We start from the raw sequence: 19,740 nt of genomic DNA, 5'->3' as shown, positions 1-19,740 counted from the left end.
AGCATTCCAAAAAAGGAGTTGTTTTTATGGTTTAGGATCGATTAAAAGTGGTTTTAACAGCTTATAAGGACATTTTACCGCCTGTTAACATTTGTGCCCCTTCAAATAAACATTTTGCAACCCTTTAAATTTTTTATAAACCCTACATTAGTTTAGGAAATTAACCTAAACCCATCATGATCGATACATTGATTACCTTAAAGCCAAGAGATCCTTTTTGGATGCTCGAAAATTATACGTCACGCTTAGGATTGTTTGCTTTCCCGCCACCTCGGGTACAGCCCTCGTGCCAATGGCTTTTTTTACGGAGCTATTTTAGCGGCAATGATAGCCTTTTACTATCCATCACCTAAACCTGTTGGAAAAGGACTTCCATGAGTTGTTGAGACTGGTGGAAGTGCTTTTTTCGTGTCAATTAACCTAATCAATAAACCTCAATAACTATGAAAAAATGCTTACTCTTAGGGTTTCTGTTGTTGATAGCAGGAATCACCTATGCCCAAGTCACGGTGACGGGTACGGTAAGTGCCGCCTCGGATGGAGAAGCCATTCCCGGGGTCAGCATCATTATCAAAGGGACCACCAAAGGGGTCACCACTGACTTGGAGGGAAACTACACCATCACCGCTGATGCAGACAATGTGTTGGTTTACTCCTTTATCGGCTATAAACCGCAAGAAATGTCCATCGGCAATCAGAGTGTTATCAATATCCAGTTGGAGGAAGACATCTCCAACCTGGAGGAGTTCGTGGTCGTCGGCTACGGAACCATGAAAAAATCTGATATGTCCAGTGCACATGTGACGGTGACTTCAGAAGACATCGAAAAAACGGTGAATACCACCATTGAGCAGGCCATTCAAGGGCGAGCAGCGGGGGTATACGTGACCAAGAACACGGGTGCTCCCGGCGGGGGGCTTTCTGTAAATATCCGAGGGATTAATTCCATTGGCGGTACAAATGAGCCACTCTACGTGATCGATGGTGTGCAAATCCAGCCCAATACCGTCTCGTATGGGCCTACTTCGGGTACTAACCCATTGGCAGGCTTGAATCCCAGTGATATTGAATCCATGGAAATTTTACAAGGCCCGTCTGCCACGGCCATCTACGGTTCGCGTGGTACCAATGGGGTGGTGCTGATCACCACAAAAAGGGGGAAAGAAGGCCAAACCAATATCAATTATTCGTACCTGTACAGTTTGCAGGACAAACCAGATAATTTGGCCGTGATGAACCTGCAGCAATATGCAGAGATGACCAATACCATCCGTGACCTGACAGGTGGAGATCCTCCGGCAGCATTTTTGGATCCATCGCTACTTGGCGAAGGTACGGATTGGCAGGATGCGCTTTACAAAACCGCCGCCCTCAACAAACATACGCTAAGCTTAAGTGGGGGCAACGAAAGCACGAAGTACTACCTTTCCGGAGAATACTTTAACCAAGACGGCGTGGCGATTGGTTCTGGCTTTGAACGGTATTCGATGAGGTTAAACCTGGACAACGAAGTGCGGGATTGGTTAAATATCGGCGTCAACCTGGCCTTGAATGAAACAGACGAGCAGCTTGCCACGGGCAGCAGTGATGTGATCAACTACGCCATCCAAATGGCTCCCAATATCCCCGTGCAAAATCCAGACGGCAGCTGGGGCGGTGCAGATCCTTTGAATGGGAGTAGTTTGCAATTTACCCCGCCAAACCCCATTGCCCTCGCCAATTTACTGGATAGGACTTATAAACGCAGACAGGCTCTTGGTGGGTTAAACGTGGGCATCGACATCATGGAGGGGCTGAGGTTTACGACTCAGCTGAACGGAAATATCAATTATGCCAACGGCCATTTCTGGACCCCTACGTATACGCTTGGGTCGGTGACCAATGACGTGAACGAACTGACCAGCAAAGCGGAAAATAGCTTTTACTGGAACTGGTCGCAGACCTTGACCTATAACAAGACCTTTGCTGATAAGCATGACCTGACCTTGATGTTTACCCATGAGGCTCAAGAATCCAACTGGGAGTCCATAGAAGGTTCCCGGCAAAACTTTACCTCCAATGACCTTCCCGTGTTGGGCTTGGGGTCCTCACAGGGCGCCACCAATGCCGGAAACAAAAACCAATGGGCCATGGAATCCTATTTGGGAAGGATCAATTACACTTACGATGACAAGTACATCGTGTTGGCAGCTTTGCGGGCTGATGGCTCTGCAAACTTCGGCCCGGAAAACCGTTGGGGCTATTTCCCTTCCGTTTCGGCTGCCTGGAGGGTATCAGAAGAAGATTTTATGGCAGGAATGGCCGTGGTGGATGAATTGAAAATCCGCTTGGAAACCGGACTTACCGGTAACCAAGGCAGCGCCAATGCCATCTATGCGCCCCTCAGCTCACCCAGCGTACCCACGCCGTGGGGTGGCGGATTTTTGGTGACGCGGTATGGAAACCCGGAATTGGCTTGGGAAGAAACACAAACCTATAACGTGGGCTTTAACCTGAACATGTTCAATAACAGGGTACAGGTGGAAGGTGACTTTTACATGAAGAGGACCGATAACCTTTTGCTGCCCAATCCGCTGCCTTGGTACATGGGCACAGAGGGAGAAGGCAGTATCGGCACGCCTACCGTAAACATAGGCTCTTTAGAAAACCGCGGCTATGCCTTTACGATCAATACGGTCAATATCGATAACCGGGCTACATCCTTCAGGTGGAGTTCGAACTTTAACTTTTCAGGATTTAAGACCGAAGTGACCAAGTTTTATTCCGAGTCGGCCTTTATCGATCGTACCGCTTGGTACATGAATGACTTTACCCAGCGGGCAGTGATCGGCCAGTCTCCTTGGTTGTTTTACGGATATCAATATGAGGGGATTTTCCAATCTGTGGAGGACATTGAAGGAAGTGCCATCCCAGCAGATAACAACGGCGAAAGGTTACCCATTGGTGAAGATGATATCTGGGTGGGGGACATTAAGTACAGAGACCTCAATGGAGACAATATCATAGACGAGCGAGATCAGACCTTTATCGGCAACCCTTGGCCAAAATTCACTTTCGGTACCACGCAGACCTTTGAATACAAAGGATTCAAGTTGGATATACTGCTCTTGGGAGCACTTGGAGCAGATGTCTTTAACTATGCACGGTTCAATAATACCAACCCCAATAACATCAACTTGGGCAGAAACCTATTGGTGGAGAGCTTTGATTATGCCAAGGTGGAAACCGATAGTGAAGGGAATCCCTACTTGACCAACCCAGGCACTGATATCCCACGGATCACCGTCACCGATCCCAATGGAAACGGGACACGGATCAGTGATAAGTTTGTGGAGGATGGTTCCTATGTAAGGTTAAAGAACATCAACCTAAGCTATGAATTCGACAAGAACCTTTTGGGATGGCAAAATGTCGTACGGGGTGCACGGCTGTCTTTTGGCGTGCAAAACCTCGCTACCTGGACCAAGTACAAAGGCTATGATCCAGAAGTGGGTGCCTATGTGGGCAATAATGTGGATGCCGCCAACCAGCTGATCGGAGTCGACTATGGACGGTATCCGTCCACCAGAATGTACAATTTCAGCTTGGGCATTGATTTCTAAATAAAAAAATGAGAACAGTCATGAAAAAATATATTCAAAAAGCAATGATGCTGGTCGGAGGATTGACCCTCACTGCAGGCTTGTGGAGTTGTGGAGAGGAGTTTTTGGACAGGCCACCTCTGGATGCGATCGTGGATGCCAACTTCTATCAAAATGATGAGCAGGTATTGGCCGGGACGGCCCCGTTATACAATATTGTATGGTTTTCCTATAATGATAAAGCCTCCCATGGTATTGGAGATGCCCGCGGAGGAATCCTCACATCTGGTTCTTATCAGCTGGAAAATGTCCGTTTCAATACCACCGGTGAAACCCCGGAAAATGGTGCTTCGTGGCGGTCGTTTTACAATGTCGTGGGCCAGTCCAATACCTTGATCAATAATATCGAGCAGCATGCCGGTGAGGAGGTCACAGACCGGATCAGGCGGCATGGTATCGCCGAAGGTAGGTTTATGCGCGGCTTGGCCTATTATTATTTGGTACAAAACTGGGGCCCTGTTCCGATCATTACCAATAATACCACCTTGCTGCAGGATACGACCATCGCCCGAAATACGGTCGAAACGGTATGGCAGTTTATCATCAAGGATTTTCGCTATGCCGTGGACAATTTGCCCGAAAGCTCCGTACAGGAGGGCAGGCTAAACAAGTGGAGTGCGGAAGGCATGCTGGCCAAGATGTACTTGACCCGGGCAGGCATTTCCGGCTCCCGTGATCAGGATGACTTGGACAGTGCGGCCTACTTTGCCAAGCGGGTCATTGACAATAGCGGCGCCACGTTGATGGAAGATTACGAAGACCTCTTCAAAACAGCCAACAATAACAATCAAGAAACCTTGGCGGCATTGCAGTGGACTTACAATGCCGGCAACTTAAATGCTTGGGGTGCCCAAAACTCCGTGCAGGCTTTTTTGGCCTTTGGCTCTGAGATCACGGGCTTCTCTGACGGTTGGGGAGGAGATATTGGTGGTTCCAAGTGGGTGTTGGACCTTTATGATGATTGGGTGTTTGATGAGCGTAGAAAAGCCACTTTTATGTTTCCTGGCGATCACTACGATTACATTACGCAGGTTCCTGCGGGAGGTTCTGCACAAGAACTGCGTGTTCCGGCCCCCAGTGAAGATGCTGGGCAGCCTTACGGCACCCGGGCTTGGGTGAAAAAGTATGTCGTGGGACGGCCTGAGGACAATGACGGAAAAGTCGTGCAGCAGGGCACTGAAATCAATACTTATATATTACGCCTTTCTGATGTTTACCTGATCTATGCAGAAGCGATGCTCGAAACTGATCCTGCAGAGGCGCTCACCTATTATAACATGGTCCGTGAGCGGGCAGGGGTGAGCACCAAAACTTCCATTACTTGGGAAGATATCTTTAACGAGCGGATTTTGGAATTTGCCATGGAGGGACAGGCTTGGTATGAGTTTACAAGGCTCCAGTACTACGATCCCCAGCGGGCTTATGACATGTTGAGTAATCAGGACCGGGGTACATTTAGGATTTATCCGGATCAGATTCCCGATCCTCGCATGTGGGAGGTAGAGATTCCTGAGGACGATACCAGTCCACGGTACTTTGATGTGAATTCGAGTAATTTCCATTTGCCGATTCCTTCGGTGGAGCTTTCCAAAGCACCCAACCTGAGGAAGTCTCCTGTACCTTATGACTTTAGCTCAGAGGAATAGTGATCCGACAACTGAATAGCTCAATAACCAATAACGCAGTAACCCATGGAAAATATTCATAAAAATAAATTCAATATCCTTAGCAGTGCCTTGATCCTTGTGATGGCGCTGTTTTCACTGGCTTGCCAGGAAGATGAGGATGTAGTGACCGGCATGCCCAGTATTGAGCGTGTCCGCTATACGGATCCTGCTACGGCAGACAGTGCTTTTAGTCGCGCCACCTTGGGCAGCACCTTGGCGATCCTTGGAAAGAATTTGGGGACCACCCAGCAGGTGTACCTGAATGACTATCCAGTAGGGGTAAATCCCGCCTATGTCACCAATGAGAATGTGATCGTGACCATTACGGACAGCGTGCCCACCGTGGCTACCAACCCTGATGTACCGAACATGCTTCGTCTGGTCACCAAAGGTGGAGAGACGTCCATCTCTTTTCAGACCTTGCCGCCCGCGCCCCAGATCAGCCGGGTAGCAAACGAATACGTGAAACCGGGGGATCAGCTGACATTGTTTGGACGGTATTATTATTTTATCGATACCGTGTATTTTCCGGGAGAAGATATATTTGTGACCGATGGATTCAGCACCAATAGCACCGGAAGCCGCCTAACCGTGACGGTTCCAGAAGGTGTGGATTTTACCGAAAGCAATTTTGTGACGGTGGTCACCCAAAGTGGTGCCTCGGCTACAAACAGAAGAACCCAAATCTACGATGGCAATGGCATGGTGGCAGACTTTGACACCAATGGTGCACTGGAGTGGCCATGGAACTGGGGCTGGGGAATTTCTGGCAATATGATCGTACCGTCCATTGGTGGCATTGAGGGGATCGATGGTAACTTCGGTGCGATTGATATGGATTTGCCTCCGCAATATGGATGGAGCAATGACAAAGTGATGAATTTCGCCAATTGGAGCGGAGTACAAATTTTCCCAACCAGTCCGATGGATAAATATGCACCTGGTACCCCAGCTGGTAAATTTGATATAAGAATGGAAATTGCAGTGAACACGGATGTATCCATAGAAGATGTAGAACTGCTGATTTGGTATCCCGATATCAATGGGAACGAATTACAAACTTCGGTGCCGCTGACTGATTTTGTAGCTACCACTGATGGTACTTGGTACACGCTTTCTGTGAATATTAGCCAGCTCACGAGCGGTAATGTTAGGCTTAGTACTTATGGAGATTTTCTGGCAGGAAGTGGAGATGGTACCAAGCAGCTTAGACTGGTGGTGCAAAATACCAATTCCTCTGAAAGTATCCCCGTGGTCATGGGCATTGACAATGTGCGCGTGGTAAGGGCAGAAGAATAAAAATATTTGAACAAAAGTTGGATTATGGTTTTGACTCTCGAAGCGGTAAATTGCCGCTTCGAGTTTTACTTCGGCTACGCTCAGTAAACGTTTGGCTGCGCTCAGGAACCTTGGTTGTGCTGATTTTCGGCCTCAGTACACTGCTGTCAAACAGTATTGCAAATTCTGGCTTGGGGGATAGTAATGCTCTTAAGTTAAGGGAAGGTTAGTCTGATCGTCATCCTGAGTGGACCTGTATATTCGCCAGATAGAGTCGAAGGTTGTCGCATGGCCTCGACTCCTAGATTACCGGATAGGCAAGCGCTCGGCCTGACATCCATATTATTTTAGCATTTATGTGTGGTTATCTGGGAAATCTGTGAGAAATTATCCTGCTGATATGTAAGGCATAATCAAAAACAAAACACCCAAAATGAGTAAAATAACCATAAACATCTTATTTTTTTTATCATTGGCGGCGGCCATGTTTTCTTGTGGAAAGCAGGATGAAGCAGTAAAAAGCCCGGCAGCAGATCCACTTTTTGCCTTGCTGCCTCCAGCCCAGAGCGGTGTAGCGTTTCAGAATACCATCACCGAAACTCCGGAAGCGAATGTATTCAAGTACCAATATTTTTACAACGGCGGCGGAGTCGCTTTAGGTGATGTCAATAACGATGGTTTAGCTGATCTCTACTTTTCCGGAAATATGGTAGACAATAAGCTTTACCTTAACAAAGGGAAAATGCAATTTAAAGATATCACCTTAGCGGCAAATGTCGCCGGCAGACCACGGTCTTGGGCCACAGGTGTGTCCATGGTAGATATTAATGGTGACGGGTGGTTGGATATTTACGTTTGTTACAGTGGTGAACTTCCCGAGGAGAGCAGACGTAACCAGCTTTTTGTCAACCAGGGAGTCGATCAAGAGGGGATTCCATATTTTAAGGAAGAAGCCGCAGCATATGGCTTGGATGATCCTGCCTTTACCACTTCGGCGGCTTTTTATGATTATGAAGGGGATGGAGACCTGGATGCCGTGTTGCTCAACCACAACGCGGATCTTTTTCGGAACTTGGATGCCATGTCCTTCGAGTATATCCTGTCCCAAAAGGACAAAAACTCGAGTACCAAGTTGATGGAAAACAGGGGAGGAGAATTTGTGGACATTACTGCCTCAGTAGGCTGGGATGAAAGTCCTCTTTCTTACGGACTGGGCCTGAGTATATCGGATTTCAATGCCGACCAGCGACCGGATGTTTTTCTAGGCAATGATTATTCGGCAGCCGATTACCTGTATATCCAGCAGGATAACCATACTTATACGGATGAGTTAAACCAACGGATGGGCCATACCAGTTTGTACAGCATGGGCAGTGATGCCGCCGATGTGAATAATGACGGATGGATGGACTTTGTCAGCTTGGACATGCTTCCGGAGCAAAACAAACGGCAAAAACTATTGTCTTCCCAGGATAATTATGAGCATTTTAACCTCTTTCATGAAGTAGGCCTTCACCATCAATATATGCGCAATATGCTGCAACTGAACAATGGCGACGGGACGTTCAGTGAGATCGGGCAGCTGGCGGGCATTTCCAATACCGACTGGAGCTGGGCTCCTTTGTGGGCAGATTTTGACCAGGATGGATGGAAAGACCTCTTCGTGGCAAACGGTTTTTTGCGGGATTTTACCAATTTGGACTTTATCAAATACCGCAGTTCTATTTTTAATGTGGGGGCAATGTCCAAGGAGAGTGTTTTGGCGTTGATCAAGGAAATGCCCTCATCAAAAGTAAAAAATTATGTGTTCCAAAATAAAGGGAACCTGCAGTTTACAGATCAGGGAGCGTCTTGGGGGATCGACCACTTTTCCAACAGCAATGGGGCAGCCTATGGTGACCTCGACAATGACGGCGACCTGGACTTGGTCATCAACAACGTCAACTTAGAGGCTTTTATCTATGAAAATAAGCGAAATACCCGTTCGGCACATCATTGGCTGCAGGTGGCCCTTGCCGGAAAAGGAGCCAACACGCATGGTATTGGTGCCAAGGTTTGGGTATACCAAGGCGCTCAGCAGCAGCTGCTTGAACAGATGCCATTCCGCGGATACCAATCCAGTGTAAGTCCAGTGTTGAATTTTGGATTGGCCGGGGAGAAGATCGATTCGGTGAAAGTGGTCTGGCGGGATGGGACGGAACAAACGTTAACAGCGGTAGCATCCAACCAGCGACTGACTTTTGCCCAGGAGGATGCCAAAGCCGTCAACACCACCACCCAAAGGCGAATGCCCCTTTGGGAACCCGTGGAAGGCTCCGCTATGGTCGTTCATGATGATAAGCAGTTCAATGATTTTAAAAGACAGCCGCTGCTGATCAATCCACAGAGTACTTTAGGGCCACCAATGGCCAAGGGAGATGTCAATCAGGATGGACGGCCGGACGTGTTTTTTGGTGGTGGAAAAGGACAGGCTGCCAGTGTGTTCCTTTCTACGGGAACAGATGAATTCGAAAGCGTGCCCCAAGCGGACTTTGAGAAGGGAAAAGATGCAGTGGATGTGGCAGCGGTGATGATGGATGTGGATGGTGATGGCGACCTGGATCTGTATGTAGCCAGTGGCGGTTACCATGATTTGGTGCCGGATGCCGCCTTATTGACCGACCGACTTTATATGAATAACGGAAAGGGGCATTTTACTTTTGTCCCCGATGCTTTGCCACAGATCAAAGAGAATACCGGTACAGTAGTGGAGTGGGATTATAATCAAGATGGATTTCCCGACATTTTTATCGGTGGAACGGTAGTTCCGGGGAGATTTCCAGAGTCGTATCCTTCCAAGTTGCTCCAAAACGATGGGACAGGGAAGTTTAGATTGGCACCAGATGGGCTGAAGGATGCTTTTTCGTCACTGCATTTGGTGACCGATGCCAAGGTCGCTGACTTGGACCATGATGGGACTGGGGAATTGGTGGTAGTGGGCCGTTGGATGGGAATTGAAGTGTTTGATGTGGTGGATGGAACCGTGAAAAAAGTGACAGACGATTATTTTGATCAGGATTATGTTGGCCTATGGAATACGTTGTTGTTAGAGGACTTGGATGGTGATGGCAGCCTCGAACTGTTGGCCGGAAACTTAGGACTGAATTCCCAGATCAAAGCGAGCAGGAAGGAGCCTGCAGCATTGCTTTTTAAGGATTTCGATGGTAATGGGGCAGTGGATCCGATCTTGTCCTTTTTTATCCAAGGAGAATCCTATCCCTACGTTACCAGGGATGAGCTGTTTGAGCAAATCAGTAATAAGCGAACAGCATTCGATGATTATGCCAGTTATGCAGAAGCCAAAATTACCGATATCTTTTCATCGGAAGAATTGGAAGGTGCGCAAAACTATCAGGCGACGACATTGGAAACCACCTTATTTACCCAGACGGAAACCGGGCGGTTTAAATTATTGGAATTACCGATTCAAGCCCAGTTTTCACCTGTTTATAGTGTAGTAGCGCTTTCAGTGGCGGAAGGAAAACAGCTTTGGCTAGGAGGAAATATTCACCAAACCCGCATAAAACTGGGTGACACCGATGCCAATCATGGTGTGCTCTTGGAAATGGACAAGACGGGCCATTTTCAATATGTCGACCAAAACACCAGTGGATTTCAGATTCAAGGAGATGTCCGTAGCGCCTTGCAGCTGGAGAATGAGTTGTGGGTAGGGGTGCATGACCAGCCATTGCTGAGATTTCGAAGAAAAGAACATTAACCCATATAACCTATGATAACCCCACAAAACGTATTTCAATGGTGTTTCGTGATGACACTTTTGTTGGTAGCATGTAAAAATAACGGACCATCTGACGAGCCGACGCCAGTGATTCGCTTAAACCAAATTGGCCATTATCCTGCCAGTGAAAAAGTGGCCATTGTGATGAAAAAAGCGGAAAGTGATGCTTTTCATGTGGTATCCAAGGAAACAGGCAACCCGGTCTTCGAAGGGAATCTCGTGAAAGTCACTTCATCTACCGTTCCGGAAAGAGAAACTTGGAAAGCTGATTTCAGCAGTGTTACGGCACCTGGAATGTACCACATCCAAATCGATGGCGTAGGAAGTTCTCATCCCATCATGATCAGTGAGTCTCCTTATGATGGGCTTCTTTCCGCTGTTTTAAAAGGTTTTTATTTCCAGCGTGCATCCACAGCGTTGGATTCGGCAGTTGCAGGGAAGTGGGCGCGAGCAGCAGGTCACCCCGATGATCAGGTATATGTGCATGCTTCAGCAGCGAGCCCCACCAGGCCAGCAGAAACGGTGATTGCTGCTCCAAAAGGCTGGTATGATGCAGGCGACTATAACAAGTACATCGTCAACAGCGGCATATCGATGGGGACAATGTTGTCGCTTTATGAAGATTTTCCCGATTATTTTTCAAAAAGTAGCTGGGACATTCCCGAAAGCTCCAACGCCTTGCCAGACCTTTTGGATGAAATCCTTTGGAATTTGGACTGGATGGCAGAGATGCAAGATCCCGAAGATGGTGGGGTTTACCATAAGTTGACCACGGCGAAGTTTGCAGGAATGGTCATGCCCGAAAAGGCCACAGCCAAACGCTATGTCGTCCAGAAATCAACGGCCGCTGCCTTGGATTTCGCTGCCGTAATGGCACAGGCGGCCCGTGTCATGAAAGATTTTCCAGTACTGGAAAAGCGTAGCAAAGAGTGGCAGGCGCAGGCAGAGGCCGCGTGGACGTGGGCAATGGCCAACCCTCACCAGCTGTACGAGCAGGAGAAGATGAATGAACAACATGATCCTGATATTACCACGGGGGCTTATGGTGACAGTCAATTGCAGGACGAATGGATCTGGGCTGCCTGTGAGCTCTATTTGAACACGGGGGAGGAGCGGTATTTGGAAAAACTACCTGATGCTTCGGCCATTTCTTTCACGGTCCCCAGCTGGAGCAATGTGGCTTGGTTGGGATATTATTCGTTGTTACGACACGCAGATAAAAAGACTTCCCTCGCACCTTTGGTAACGGCATTGACTGGTACGTTGGAGGCCGTCGGTGACGAATGGCTTACGCAAATGGAGGGGACTGCTTTCCACTCGGTCATGGGAAAGGATCCTAAGGATTTTGTCTGGGGAAGTAATGCGGTGGCCGCCAATCAGGGCGTTGCACTGATCCAACTGTATAAGCTGAAAGGACAGTCTGCTCACTTATCGGCTGCCAAGGCTAATTTAGATTATTTGCTGGGAAGAAATGCCACTGGATATTGTTTCGTCACGGGATTTGGTGCACAATCCCCCATGCATCCTCACCATAGGATATCTGAGGCAGATGGTGTCAAGGAGCCGATTCCAGGCCTTTTGGTGGGTGGGCCAAACCCAGGACAGCAAGACGGATGTAACTATCCTTCGGGAGTTTTTGATGAGTCTTATGTGGACCACGTCTGCAGTTATGCCAGCAATGAAATTACCATCAACTGGAATGCTCCCATGGCCTATTTGATTGGGGCAATGGTGGCCATGGAGCCATAAAAAAGTGATGTATATGGCAGGTAACTAGGGAAAAAGGAGCTGTTCCTGATTTTATTCAGGAACAGCAGAAGGGATTACTTCAATATCTGCTCGATATTCGCCAGTTCCTCATCGGAAAAGGAGCAGTTGTCGAGGCATTTTAAGGAATCTTCCAGTTGGGAGGTTTTACTGACCCCGATCAAAACGGAAGTGATGCGGACATCTTTTAGGAGCCATGAAAGTGCCATTTGGGCAAGGCTCTGTCCACGGCTTCGGGCAAGTTCGTTGAGTTGGTTGATTTTGGAAAGGGTATCTTCCGTGATGGCGGACTTTTGGAGGAAACCGTGGGATTTGGCAGCGCGGGAATCCTCAGGAATGCCTTTGAGGTATTTGTCCGTCAGCAAGCCTTGTGCGAGTGGGGAAAAGGGAATGCAACCCACGCCTTCATCTCCCAGGACATCGAGCAGTCCACCTTCTACCCATCTTTCAAACATGGAATATTTTGGCTGGTGGATCAGGCAAGGGGTGCCCAGTTCTTTTAAAATGCCAATGGCCTTGGCCGCATCTTCCGCTTGATAATTGGAGATTCCGACATAAAGTGCCTTTCCTTGGCGAACGATCAGGTCTAGGGCGGCCATGGTTTCTTCCAATGGCGTGTCGGGATCAGGGCGGTGGTGATAGAATATATCCACGTAGTCCAGCTTCATCCGCTGTAAACTTTGGTCAAGACTGGAAACCAAATACTTTTTGGAGCCCCATTCTCCATAAGGGCCTTCCCACATATAATATCCTGCCTTGGTGGAAATTACCAGTTGGTCCCGGTAGCCCTGAAAGTCACTTTGGAGGATTTTGCCAAAATTCTCCTCAGCACTTCCGGGAGGCGGCCCGTAGTTATTGGCCAAGTCAAAATGGGTGATGCCAGCATCGAATGCGGCTTGGAGTATTTTTCTGGAATTTTCAAGTACATCTACATGGCCAAAGTTATGCCAAAGACCAAGCGACAGGGCGGGCAGCTTTAGGCCGCTTTTACCGCATCTGCGATAGGTCATGTGATCATATCGGTTTTTGGAAGGTTGATAATCCATAGGTTTTTTTAGCTGTTTTTTTCAGCGATGAATATACTAAATGCGAAAGTTTCTTTCAGTTTTATGTGGAAAGAAAGTGCCCGGGAAAGATTTTTTTTATTCACTAACCAAGCTATATGTTATGTATGTTAGTTTTAAAATTGGCTACAAAACATAGGGACATGGGAAACTTTGTATTTATATAAGAAATTATATGAAATATCTAAAACATTATTTAAAAAGCATTTTTTTATATAAAAAACGGTAATTTGTTGTTTGTTAAAAAAATAATAATCATCTTAGTATCAACATAAAGGAGCAGAGTAAGGATAGTTTTTAAATACTCTTGACCTAGGTTGTTTTTGTTTCATTTCACTATGATAAGGTATGGTTATGAAGCTGAATCAAGATTTTTCCGGTGGCGAATTGATAGCCGGACTAGATGTCTGCCGAAAGCCAACAGCTGTGTTGGATTATATTCCCTTAATGGAAAGGGAATTTAACAGGGTAGAAACGATTATCGGCAAAGAGCTGACGCCTGCCGCGGCCTATCATTATTATGATTTCTATGACATGGCATGTGAGATCAAAAGGATGTTGAAAGAAAAACGATTGGCAGTAAAGGAAGCGTGGGGAAGGGAAATGATCGAGAAAAATGTGGCCACTTGTGATCAACTAGGAGAAATGACGTTATGGAATATCCTGATAAATATGGTAAACATTGATCATATGGATCATGGATATTTGGAAAAAAAGATAAAGGATAAAACCATTTTAAAAATATTGAGGGCACTCAAAGATTCTTTTCGTTGATTTTTTAATATGTCAAACTTGGTGAAAAAAAAGGTTCAGGGATTTTTTCTGGACCTTTTTACTTTTTATCTAAGCGATGCCGTTACAAATAAGGATCAAGCATAAAAGATGGTGCTATCCTATTTCGATGGGTAAATATGATCTTCGCCTCCTTTGGTTGCTACTTGGCCACGGATGAACGCTGATAAACACAGATAGGATGCTTAAGGCGTTGCAAATCCGTGGTATGGTGTATGATGTAACCTCGAAAGTTAGCCCCAAAGGGGCGGCACATTCATAGCCATGGGTGAAGCCCATGGTAAATTAGCCCAACCAACGTTTTCCGTTTTAGCCACATTGACCGCCCTATTCTCCACCACTTCCCGCTAAAACCCATTCGAGCGGATGGAGGAAAACCACCGTTTTAACGGCATGAAATTTTCTTTTATAAGACCATGTCGAAAATCATCCCCCCAGAAATATTGCTTGATCCATTATACCTACGCTTGCCATCTTTGGTTACTATTTGGCCACGGATGAACGCTGATAAACACAGATAGGATGCTTAAGGCGTTGCAAATCCGTGGTATGGTGTATGATGTAATCTCGAAAGTTAGCCCCAAAGGGGCGGCACATTCATAGCCATGGGTGAAGCCCATGGTAAATTAGCCCATTCAACGTTTTCCGTTTTAGCCGCATTGCCCGCCCTATTCTCCACCACTTCCCGCTAAAACCCATTCGAGCGGATGGAGAAAAGCATCGTATTAGCGGTGTGAAATTTTCTTTTATAAGACCATGTCGAAAATCATCCCCCCAGAAATATTGCTTGATCCATTATACCTACGCTTGCCATCTTTGGTTGCTACTTGCCCACGGATGAACGCTTATATTCACAGATGTGGTCCTAAGGCATTGCTAATCTGTGTTCATCCCTTTTATCAGTGGCTTAAAATGAGGTTGATGTTTACGATGCCCATGCCCGTTGCTATGAAGAGGACTCCTTTCCAAGCCTTGGGATAAGCTGTTTTGGAACCCCATTCTGAAATCAAAGGCTGAATGGCTAGCTCAGCACTTCGGTAAACACCGCCTTGATCTGTAAAACCACCTGTCACTAATAGCGCTACAAAGGCACCAAGGCACCAAGTGGATGCCTTAATTCTGCATCGAAAGGAATTTATCATTGCTATGCGTATAGATTCGCCAAGGCTTGTGCACCTATCTGGTCCATCCATGGCTTACTGGAAATATGGCCTGATCCTGCATTTCGGTTTTCCTGATTCCTGTTTGACTTGGATAAATGTCAAAAAGGAGAAAAAACCCATTGTTTTAGTGAGTAAAAGTGTGTACGAACAACAAAATAAATTTGATGAAAAATACCCCAAAAAGGGTATTTTTTATTCCACAAAAAAATTTAAGTGCTCCATTTAGGCATGATAATTTGTGTTAAGTAATTGATAAAAAGTTGATTATGGAGATGTTTTTTGTTGCGTTTTTAGATTTCTGTGATTACATTTAATTCATTAACTGATTTTTAATAAATGGCGGGTTTTTCTTAAAATTTAGTGAGGAATGCCCTTGTTTATTGAATGTTTTGCGGTAGGTGTCTAAAATGCTAGGTCTATTAATAATTGGACTAGTGTTTGCTAACTAACTATTAAAACGTTGTTTTAATTTAAGTTTCATTAAATAAAAGCCAAATATGCTAATAACCTCGACAAACGGTTTTTTGTCTGTAGTAAATAGTCCATCGAATGGTGATCATTTGTTGGTTAGGGCAAAATGTAAAACAGACTTGTCCCGCTTATTTGACGAACGAAGGATTCATCCTATTCAGCATGAAACCTTTAATTTTGGGATATTTTTATGCAAACAAGAATTTGCAGATACCCTAATCAAGATGATCAAGTGCATTGACTATACAAATTTTGAATCAGGTATGATCACACTTGACTGATTTTTTGATGCGTTTGACCAATTACCACTAACAGCTTTTCTTTCCCAAAATACTCTTCTTGTCCCTTTTGTTCCTGGTTTTCGTTTTTTTATTAGGTAAAAGCATGCAAATATCATGAAAATGGGGTTGATGTATTTCTCAGTTTGTAGAATCTTTCCCCAAGGTTTGGTTCCGTGATAAGGCAGTATGTAAAAAAATGATGGAGGTGGTAGGAATTTTTTTTAGGATGCCGAATAGCCAGGGCAGGTAAGGAGATAATTGGTTAACTTTTGCTCATTCAGTACTGATCAGTCATTAGCCAAAGTGAATTCAGGAGGAGCGGATGATCACCTGCACTTTTATCCATGATATGATGTGTTTTATCCTAGTTAGCTACCGTACATCACCAATTTAAACATTTGTTTAGACCGAAAGAACTTTAGTCTTCTATCGATGGTTAATGATATCCAAAGCAGTAAGCTGTTATATTTTGTCAAGGAGGTAGTGTTGTGGAATTATTGAACTCCTCAAGTATAATATCCCAAGGTGAAACTGGGCAGTGGGACAGGTGATTTTATCTGATAGAAAGTAGCCCAAGCAAATAAAATAAAAAAAACATATCCTAGGGAACTAAACTGTTTCAAAATCGATTGAATGTTCATTCGGTTTTATGGATAAAGACAAATGAATAAAAGGGAAAGTATACTTGAGGCCACGCTGGAATTGATCAAGGACCATGGGTTTCATGGATGTCCGATGAGCATGGTGGCCAAAAATTCCAATGTCGCTGCAGGAACCATTTATCATCACTTCAAAAACAAGGATGATTTGATCATGGAGCTCTATCATTATGTAGTGGGAAAGTTGGTGAATGTCGCGACAGAGGCTGATGACGCCAGTTTGGATTTCAAAACACGCTTTATGCAGTTTTGGCATACCATGAAGCGTTTTTACTTTAAGGAAGCCGCTATCCAGCGGTTTTTGGAGCAGTTTTACAACTCCCCTTACTTTACGGATCAGATGCAGGTCAAGGATAATCCATGGTATAGTTGGATGCAGAAGTTTTTTGAAAGTGGATTAGAGAGCGGGGCACTGAGAACAGGGGCGCGACCTCAAATATTGGCCATTATGGTCCATGGAAGCATTGTCAGCTCGGTTAAAGTAGAACTCCATCACCATAAAAAAATGAATTTGGACGATATCAACCTTGGTGAAATTGCAGAGATCGTATGGGATGGAATTAAGCAACAAACCTAGCCCAAAGAAGCCATTCCTCCTGAAATAAACCCAAAAGAAACTTTCGACAGGCTTAGGAGAAGTTCAATATTAAATAGGTGTATAATTAAGTGTTTTCAATCAACAGTTTTATGAAAATGAGAAATCGTGTACTCTTATGGCTTATGACGGGGTACTTATTTTTGCCCGGTTTGCTGTATGGACAGGAGGCTACGGGCGACCCAGGTCAGCTAGAGCTGACACTGGATCAGTGTATTCAATATGCTTTGGATAATGGACCTGCCATGCAGCAGGCTTTTTTGGATGAGCGGATTGGAGACCGGGAAATCAAATCCAGCTTGTCGGGATGGTTTCCCCAAATTTCAGCCTCTGCCGCTGGGACCAAAAACATCAAGTTACAGCAGCAGATCATCGGTGATCAATTGATTACGTTTGGTCAGAATTATAATTCATCAATTTCCCTACAGGTAGACCAAAACCTGATCAACAGGGAGCAGATATTTGCCGGAAGGACATCCAAATACATCAAGCAGCAATGGGACCAAAACAAAACCAATGTGGAGATTGCTACTGTCGTGGACGTGAGCAAGGCGTTTTATGATGTGCTGTTGACCTATGAACAGCTCAAAATCATCGATGAAAACCTGGTTCGTCTCCAGAAGCAATACAGTGACGCCAAGAGCCGCTATGAATCCGGATTAGTGGACAAGACAGATTACCAGCGTGCGGCCATTACGCTTTCCAATACCCGTAGCAATAAGAGAAGGGCAGATGAGAGTGTGGACGCCAAATTAGCTTACCTGAAGCAGTTGATGGGATATCCAGTCGATGCTTCATTGGCATTGGACTATAATGTAGAAGCAATGGAAGAGAAAGCCCTGACGGATACCTCCCAGGTGATGCTTCCAGAAAACAGGATAGAATTCCAGCAAATCCAGACCGAAGAGCAGTTGGCACAATTGAATACAGGGTACCAAAAATGGGCATACTTGCCTACGCTTACGGCCAATTACAATTATAACTGGCTGTACTTTAACAATGCTTTCTCGCAGTTGTACGACAGAAGCTATCCTACATCGGGCTTGGGGCTAACCCTTTCCCTGCCCATTTTCCAAGGCGGGAAGCGGCATCAGGATATCAAGATCGCGGAACTGCAGCAGGAAAAAGTTTCAGTAGAGAAACAAAACCTGCAGAAGCAGATAAACACGGAATATAAAACAGCCCTAGCCAATTACAAAAGTGACCTTTACGAGTGGAAGACCATCAAGGAAAACATGCAATTGGCTGAGGAAGTGTACAATATCATCAAGCTGCAGTACGATGAAGGGATCAAGGCTTATGTCGATCTGATCGTAGCAGAGACAGAATTGAGGACGGCACAATTGAGCCACTTCAATGCCATGTACAATTTAATGTCCAGTAAGATCGATCTGGACAGAGCATTGGGAAATATAGAAATCAACTAAACAGCATATAATCAATCGGGAAATGAAAAAGTTTTTGTGGATAATTTTCGTTGTGGGAGTCGCAGGCGTGGTGAGTTCTTGTGGCTCTGAAGCAAATACGCAAGCAGGTCAAGGCCAGCAAGTGATCTCCGTACACGCTACATCGGTGACCAGCAAACATGTGACAGGACTGGACCTCTATCCGGGTACGGTGGTGCCCTTAAATGAGATTGAGATCAGGCCACAAGTGAGTGGGTATATTAACAAGATTTTTGTGGAAGATGGTCAGGAAGTGGCCAAGGGCCAAAAGCTTTATGAAATAGACAGGAGCAAGTACCAAGCGGCCTATGAGCAAGCGCAGGCTACCTTAAAAAGTGCCAAGGCCAATTTAGAGCGAGTAAAGAAAGATTTGGCTCGATACGAGGCGCTGGACAAGCAAGAGGCCATCGCCAAGCAGCAATTGGACTATGCAAAAGCTGATATCCTGACAGCTGAATCTCAAGTGTCCTCAGCCGAGGCGCAGGTAAGAAGTACCTTGACCGATTACAATTATTCGGTGATCACTGCTCCTTTTTCCGGTACCGTAGGGATTTCACAGGTAAGGTTAGGCGCCCAGGTTTCTGCTGGCCAAAGCCTTTTGAACACCCTTTCTTCCAATGATCCGGTATTGGTGGACTTTGTGGTCAATGAGCGGGACGTCAGAAGGTTCAGCAAGATGATGAAAAATGAAAGCCTACCTGATTCTACCTTTACCATTCAGTTTGGGGAAAATGATGTATACAGACATCATGGAGAATTGACCACTATTGACCGTGCAGTGGGCAGACAGTCCGGTACGATCAACATGCGGGTAGAATTTCCAAATCCCGACCGCGAATTGATTCCCGGGATGACCTTAAACCTGCGGGTGTTGAATCAAGATATCGGCGACCAAATAGCCATACCTTTTAAGGCCGTGACAGAGCAGATGGGCGAGTATTTTGTCTATGTAGTCGGTGATGACAGTGTAGTACACCAGCAAAATGTCCAGCTCGGCACTAAGGTAGGGGCAGAGATTGTGGTGAGAGAAGGGCTTAAGCCTGGTCAAAAAATAGTAGTGGAAGGTATTCAGAAACTACGAGAAGGCGCTAAGGTACAGATAGATGCCTAAGTGAAAACAATCCTTTTAAAACGCCAAA

11 protein-coding genes are annotated in these 19,740 nt (G+C 45.8%); 9 read left to right on the top strand and 2 right to left on the bottom strand.

Going from position 1 to position 19,740, the window contains the following annotated elements:
- The first annotated feature begins 443 nt into the window (after nucleotides 1–443).
- The 5 genes from ECHVI_RS18250 to ECHVI_RS18230 all read left to right on the top strand — a co-directional run bounded on the left by ECHVI_RS18250 (nucleotide 444) and on the right by ECHVI_RS18230 (nucleotide 12,113).
- Nucleotides 444–3,602: a SusC/RagA family TonB-linked outer membrane protein gene (locus ECHVI_RS18250; RefSeq protein WP_015267506.1), complete on the top strand. Its 3,159-nt coding sequence runs from the start codon at nucleotides 444–446 to the stop codon at nucleotides 3,600–3,602.
- Between the two features lie 20 nt (nucleotides 3,603–3,622).
- Entirely contained in the window at nucleotides 3,623–5,287 is a 1,665-nt protein-coding gene (locus tag ECHVI_RS18245) for a RagB/SusD family nutrient uptake outer membrane protein (RefSeq protein WP_015267505.1), read from the top strand.
- A 45-nt stretch (nucleotides 5,288–5,332) separates the two neighbouring features.
- Complete coding sequence (locus ECHVI_RS18240; protein WP_015267504.1) at nucleotides 5,333–6,607, top strand: glycan-binding surface protein; 1,275 nt, start codon at nucleotides 5,333–5,335, stop codon at nucleotides 6,605–6,607.
- A gap of 412 nt (nucleotides 6,608–7,019) precedes the next feature.
- On the top strand, nucleotides 7,020–10,343 hold the full coding sequence (locus ECHVI_RS18235; protein WP_015267503.1) for a VCBS repeat-containing protein: 3,324 nt from the start codon (nucleotides 7,020–7,022) through the stop codon (nucleotides 10,341–10,343).
- A gap of 12 nt (nucleotides 10,344–10,355) precedes the next feature.
- Nucleotides 10,356–12,113 (top strand): glycoside hydrolase family 9 protein, encoded by a 1,758-nt coding sequence (locus ECHVI_RS18230; protein ID WP_015267502.1) that lies wholly within the window; start codon nucleotides 10,356–10,358, stop codon nucleotides 12,111–12,113.
- A 74-nt stretch (nucleotides 12,114–12,187) separates the two neighbouring features.
- On the opposite strand, the gene mgrA is transcribed toward ECHVI_RS18230, so the two are convergent.
- Nucleotides 12,188–13,177 carry an L-glyceraldehyde 3-phosphate reductase gene (gene mgrA / locus ECHVI_RS18225; RefSeq protein WP_015267501.1) on the bottom strand — a complete coding sequence of 330 codons (990 nt, stop codon included), beginning with the start codon at nucleotides 13,175–13,177 and terminating at the stop codon, nucleotides 12,188–12,190.
- Nucleotides 13,178–13,549: 372 nt separating this feature from the next.
- Between mgrA and ECHVI_RS18220 the strand changes: the two genes are divergently transcribed.
- Nucleotides 13,550–13,969 carry a hypothetical protein gene (locus tag ECHVI_RS18220; RefSeq protein ID WP_015267500.1) on the top strand — a complete coding sequence of 140 codons (420 nt, stop codon included), beginning with the start codon at nucleotides 13,550–13,552 and terminating at the stop codon, nucleotides 13,967–13,969.
- Nucleotides 13,970–14,886: 917 nt separating this feature from the next.
- Here ECHVI_RS18220 and ECHVI_RS23750 read toward each other — a convergent pair.
- Nucleotides 14,887–15,129: a hypothetical protein gene (locus ECHVI_RS23750; protein WP_157501514.1), complete on the bottom strand. Its 243-nt coding sequence runs from the start codon at nucleotides 15,127–15,129 to the stop codon at nucleotides 14,887–14,889.
- A 1,436-nt stretch (nucleotides 15,130–16,565) separates the two neighbouring features.
- Between ECHVI_RS23750 and ECHVI_RS18205 the strand changes: the two genes are divergently transcribed.
- The 3 genes from ECHVI_RS18205 to ECHVI_RS18195 all read left to right on the top strand — a co-directional run bounded on the left by ECHVI_RS18205 (nucleotide 16,566) and on the right by ECHVI_RS18195 (nucleotide 19,712).
- Complete coding sequence (locus ECHVI_RS18205; RefSeq protein WP_015267497.1) at nucleotides 16,566–17,138, top strand: TetR/AcrR family transcriptional regulator; 573 nt, start codon at nucleotides 16,566–16,568, stop codon at nucleotides 17,136–17,138.
- A 110-nt stretch (nucleotides 17,139–17,248) separates the two neighbouring features.
- Entirely contained in the window at nucleotides 17,249–18,583 is a 1,335-nt protein-coding gene (locus tag ECHVI_RS18200) for a TolC family protein (RefSeq protein WP_015267496.1), read from the top strand.
- A gap of 22 nt (nucleotides 18,584–18,605) precedes the next feature.
- Nucleotides 18,606–19,712, top strand: a complete 1,107-nt coding sequence (locus tag ECHVI_RS18195; protein WP_015267495.1) for an efflux RND transporter periplasmic adaptor subunit — start codon at nucleotides 18,606–18,608, stop codon at nucleotides 19,710–19,712.
- Nucleotides 19,713–19,740: the final 28 nt, after the last annotated feature.

Origin of the sequence: Echinicola vietnamensis DSM 17526 (assembly GCF_000325705.1) — a bacterium.
Classification (GTDB): domain Bacteria; phylum Bacteroidota; class Bacteroidia; order Cytophagales; family Cyclobacteriaceae; genus Echinicola; species Echinicola vietnamensis.
Note: the sequence above shows the minus strand (reverse complement) of the source record. Positions and strands in the feature narration are given on the sequence as shown.

Excerpts from the sequence above, each read along its gene's own strand:
- ECHVI_RS18195 (WP_015267495.1), top strand. The coding sequence starts at position 18,606 with ATGAAAAAGTTTTTGTGGATAATTTTCGTTGTGGGAGTCGCAGGCGTG.
- ECHVI_RS18220 (WP_015267500.1), top strand. The coding sequence starts at position 13,550 with ATGAAGCTGAATCAAGATTTTTCCGGTGGCGAATTGATAGCCGGACTA.
- ECHVI_RS18205 (WP_015267497.1), top strand. The coding sequence starts at position 16,566 with ATGAATAAAAGGGAAAGTATACTTGAGGCCACGCTGGAATTGATCAAG.
- ECHVI_RS18230 (WP_015267502.1), top strand. The coding sequence starts at position 10,356 with ATGATAACCCCACAAAACGTATTTCAATGGTGTTTCGTGATGACACTT.
- ECHVI_RS18235 (WP_015267503.1), top strand. The coding sequence starts at position 7,020 with ATGAGTAAAATAACCATAAACATCTTATTTTTTTTATCATTGGCGGCG.
- ECHVI_RS18200 (WP_015267496.1), top strand. The coding sequence starts at position 17,249 with ATGAAAATGAGAAATCGTGTACTCTTATGGCTTATGACGGGGTACTTA.
- ECHVI_RS18245 (WP_015267505.1), top strand. The coding sequence starts at position 3,623 with ATGAAAAAATATATTCAAAAAGCAATGATGCTGGTCGGAGGATTGACC.
- mgrA (WP_015267501.1), bottom strand. The coding sequence starts at position 13,177 with ATGGATTATCAACCTTCCAAAAACCGATATGATCACATGACCTATCGC.
- ECHVI_RS18250 (WP_015267506.1), top strand. The coding sequence starts at position 444 with ATGAAAAAATGCTTACTCTTAGGGTTTCTGTTGTTGATAGCAGGAATC.
- ECHVI_RS18240 (WP_015267504.1), top strand. The coding sequence starts at position 5,333 with ATGGAAAATATTCATAAAAATAAATTCAATATCCTTAGCAGTGCCTTG.
- ECHVI_RS23750 (WP_157501514.1), bottom strand. The coding sequence starts at position 15,129 with ATGATAAATTCCTTTCGATGCAGAATTAAGGCATCCACTTGGTGCCTT.